We start from the raw sequence: 4,092 nt of genomic DNA, 5'->3' as shown, positions 1-4,092 counted from the left end.
CCCGGGCGGCGGCGGCGTCCTCGCTCGACACGATCAGCGCGGCGAGGCGGCCGAACGGCGGCAGCCCCAGATCACGCCGCGCCTCGATCTCGGCGGCGAAGAAGGCAGTGGCATCGCCGCGCCCCAGCGCCTGCATGATCGGCGCTTTCGGCTGGTGCGTCTGGATCAGCACGCGGCCCGGTTTCACCCCACGCCCGGCGCGGCCGGCGGCCTGCATGATCTGCTGCCAGGTGCGCTCCCCGGCGCGCAGGTCGCCGCCTGACAGGCCCAGATCGGCATCGACAACACCGACAAGCGTGAGATCGGGGAAATGATAGCCCTTGGTGACCATCTGGGTGCCGACGATCACGTCGATCTCGCGCGCTTCCACCGCCGCCACCAGCGCGGCGGCGCGGGCCGGCGACGTGATGGTGTCGCTGGTGACGACGGCCGTGCGCGCTTCCGGCCAGGTGCGGCGCACTTCCTCCGCGATGCGCTCCACGCCGGGGCCGCAGGCGACCAGGTGATCAGCCTCGCCGCATTCCGGGCATTGTTCCGGCACCGGCATCTGGTGGCCGCAATGATGGCAGGCGAGCCGGCGTGACAGGCGATGCTCGACCATCCAGGCGGTGCAATTGGGGCACTGGATGCGGTGGCCACAGCTGCGGCAAAGGGTGAGCGGGGCATAGCCGCGCCGGTTGAGGAAGAGCAGGCTCTGCTCGCCCTTGGCCAGCGTGTCGGTGATGGCGGCGACCAGAACGGGGGAGAGCCAGGTGCCGCGGGCCGGCGGATGCCGGGTCATGTCGACCAGCGCCACATCGGGCAGTTCCGCGCCGCCAAAGCGGCTGGGCAGCACGAGATGGCGATAGGTGCCGCGGCTGGCCAGCACCTGGGTTTCGATGGCCGGGGTGGCGGTGGCGAGGATGACGGGAAGGCCTTCCATGCGCCCGCGCATCACCGCCACGTCGCGGGCATGATAATGCACACCCTCTTCCTGCTTGAAGCTGGCTTCATGCGCCTCGTCGACGATAACGGTCTTCAGATTGGCATAGGGCAGGAACAGCGCCGAGCGCGCGCCCACCACCACCTTGGCGCGGCCGTCGGCAATGGCCGCCCACGCCGCCCGGCGCTCGCTGGACTTCAGGTCGCTGTGCCAGGCCAGCGGCGCGCAGCCGAAGCGCGCGGCAAAGCGTGCCAGCCAGGGTGCCGTCAGCGCGATTTCCGGCACCATCACCAGCGCCTGGCCGCCCTGCCGGATTGCCTGCGCCACCGCTTCGAAATAGACCTCGGTCTTGCCGGAGCCGGTCACGCCTTCGAGCAGGATCGGTGCGAACGCGCCCGCATCGACTGCGGCCACCAGCTCATCGGCGACCGCCTGCTGATCGGCGGACAGCGCCGGCGGCGCAAAGGCCGGATCGGGCTGCGGCGGTGTGGCATCGCCGGCCACGCGCTCGGCAATCAATGTGCCGGCGGTGACCAGGCCGCGGATCACCGCGTCCGACACCTGCGCCATACGCGCCAGATCACGCGCGGTGCCCTGCCGCCCCTCCAGCCGCTCAATGGCCTTGGCGCGTTCGGGCGTCAGCCGCTTCGGCACCGGGCCTCCCAGTCGATACTCGGTGAACTCGCGCGGGGACAGGAAGGCGACCGACGGCCAGGCCATGCGCACCACGGATTGCAGCGAGGCGACATAATATTCGGCGGTCCATTCGATCAGGCGCCTGAGGGGCTCGGCCAGCGGCGGCAGGTCAAGCCGGGCGATGACAGGGCGCAGCTTGGCGGCAGGCACCTCGGGCGCGGCCAGCCGCTCAGCATCCCACACCACCCCGATGATGCGGCGCGGGCCCAGCGGTACTTCCACCGCATCACCCGGTTGCAGCTCCATGCCCGGCGGCACGGCGTAGTCCAGCGGCCCCAGCCCGTGCTGGAAGGGGATGATGCGGACACGAGATGAGGGCGAAGTCACCACGCCACAGATAGGCAATCCCGTCATCCCATGCTAGGCGCGCCGCAAATCAAAGAGGCCCACGATGATCCCCCGTTATTCCCGCCCCGACATGGTTGCCATCTGGGAACCGGAAGCCCGCTTCCGCATCTGGTTCGAGATCGAGGCGCACGCGACGCAGAAGCTGGCCGATCTGGGCGTCGTGCCGCAGAGCGCGGCCAAGGCCTTGTGGGACTGGTGGGCGACGAAACCCGCCATCGACGTCGCCGCCATCGACGCCATCGAGGCGGTGACCAAGCATGACGTGATCGCCTTCCTCGACTGGGTGGCGCAGCAGGTTGGCCCGGAAGCCCGTTTCATGCACCAGGGCATGACGTCGAGTGACGTGCTCGACACCTGCCTTGCCGTGCAGCTCGCGCGCGCGGCGGACATCTTGCTCGCCGACTTGGATGCGCTGCTCGCCGCCATCAAGCGCCGTGCCCTGGAGCACAAGTTCACCCCCACCATGGGCCGCAGCCACGGCATCCACGCCGAGCCGACAACCTTTGGTGTCAAGTTGGCCCAGGCCTATGCCGAGTTCAGCCGCTGCCGCGCCCGGCTGGTGGCGGCGCGTGCCGATATCGCCACCTGCGCGATTTCGGGCGCCGTCGGCACCTTTGCCAATGTCGATCCGCAGGTGGAGGACTATGTCGCCGGGCAGCTCGGGCTGAGCGTGGAGCCGGTCTCCACCCAGGTCATCCCGCGCGATCGCCACGCCATGTTCTTCGCGACCCTGGGCGTGATCGCTTCCAGCATCGAACGGCTGGCCACCGAGATTCGCCACCTGCAGCGCACCGAGGTGCTGGAGGCCGAGGAATATTTCTCGCCCGGCCAGAAGGGCTCGAGCGCCATGCCGCACAAGCGCAACCCGGTGCTGACCGAGAATCTGACCGGCCTTGCCCGCATGGTGCGCTCCGCCGTCACCCCGGCGCTGGAGAATGTCGCGCTGTGGCACGAGCGTGACATCAGCCACAGCAGTGTGGAGCGCTATATCGGCCCCGATGCCACGGTGACGCTCGATTTCGCGCTGGCCAGGCTCACCGGCGTTGTCGACAAGCTGCTGGTCTACCCGGAGCGGATGGAGAAGAATCTCAATCGTATGGGCGGCCTCATCCACTCGCAGCGCATCCTGCTGGCGCTGACCCAGGCCGGCCTGACCCGCGACGACAGCTATCGCCTCGTCCAGCGCAACGCCATGAAGGTGTGGGAGGCCGATGGCGCGCTGGGCCTGCTCGATCTGCTGAAGGCCGATGCGGACGTGACCGCGCGGCTGAGCCCGGCTGAACTCGAAGGCCTGTTCGACCTCGGCTACCATTTCAAGCACGTCGAGACGATCTTCGCCCGCGTGTTTGGCTGAGATGAAAATAGCCCCGGCGCGGGGGAAGCGCCGGGGCGAGGTTTCGCGGTGACGTGAGGCGCTTTACTGCTGCCTGACGTCGTTGCGCTGACCGCCAGCACCGGCCGACGGCGAGCTTGCGGGGGCGGCCGCGGGCGCGGGCGACGCCGATTTCGTGTTGTTGCTGGCCGGCGCAGCGGCCATGCGGGTCACCGGCGCCATGCTGCTGGCCTGACCGGTGGCGTTGCCGTTGCCGTTGCCATTGGCGGTGCCCTCGGCGCTCTTGCTGGCCTGCATCATGCCGGTCGGCGCATTCATGGCGTTCCCGATCAGCGAGCCGTTGGCATTGCCGTTGGCCGAACCGCTGGCCGAGCCATTGCGGGTCGTCTTGCTGGCCTGGCCATTGGCGGCGCCCTGCGCGCTGCCGGCGGTCTGCAGCATGCCGGTCGGCGCGCTCATGGCGTTGCCGATCAGCGAGCCATTGGCGTTGCCGGCGGCATTGCCATTGGCCGTGCCGTCGCCCTGCACGCTCTTGCCTGCCTGCAGCATGCCGGTCGAGCTGCCCATGGCATTGCCGAGGAGCGCACCGTTGGCGTTGCCGCCCACCGTCTTGCTGGCCTGGCCGTTGGCGGCGCCCTGGGCGCTGCCAGCCGTGTTCAGCATGCCGCTGGCGGTGCCCATGGCATTGCCCATCAGGCTGCCCTGCGCCGTGCCAGCCTTGCTGCCGGCGGCCGTGGCGGCGCCATTGGCCGAACCCTGCGCCTCGCCGGCGCCGCTGGCGGCCGCATTGCCG

At 69.5% G+C, this 4,092-nt stretch carries 3 protein-coding genes; 1 reads left to right on the top strand and 2 read right to left on the bottom strand.

Annotated elements, in window-relative coordinates; genetic code table 11:
* Window positions 1–1,972, bottom strand: a 1,972-nt coding sequence (locus GJ693_RS14380) for a primosomal protein N' (RefSeq protein WP_156256959.1), incomplete at its 3' end; no start/stop codon positions are given.
* A 37-nt stretch (window positions 1,973–2,009) separates the two neighbouring features.
* Between GJ693_RS14380 and purB the strand changes: the two genes are divergently transcribed.
* A complete protein-coding gene (gene purB, locus GJ693_RS14375) occupies window positions 2,010–3,320 on the top strand; it encodes an adenylosuccinate lyase (RefSeq protein ID WP_156256958.1) in 1,311 nt (436 codons plus the stop codon).
* Between the two features lie 63 nt (window positions 3,321–3,383).
* Here purB and GJ693_RS17070 read toward each other — a convergent pair.
* Window positions 3,384–4,092, bottom strand: a 709-nt coding sequence (locus GJ693_RS17070; RefSeq protein ID WP_197042224.1) for a hypothetical protein, incomplete at its 5' end; no start/stop codon positions are given.

Origin of the sequence: Sandarakinorhabdus oryzae (assembly GCF_009733735.1) — a bacterium.
GTDB lineage: Bacteria > Pseudomonadota > Alphaproteobacteria > Sphingomonadales > Sphingomonadaceae > Sandarakinorhabdus > Sandarakinorhabdus oryzae.
This window is presented reverse-complemented; position numbering and strand designations above follow the sequence as displayed.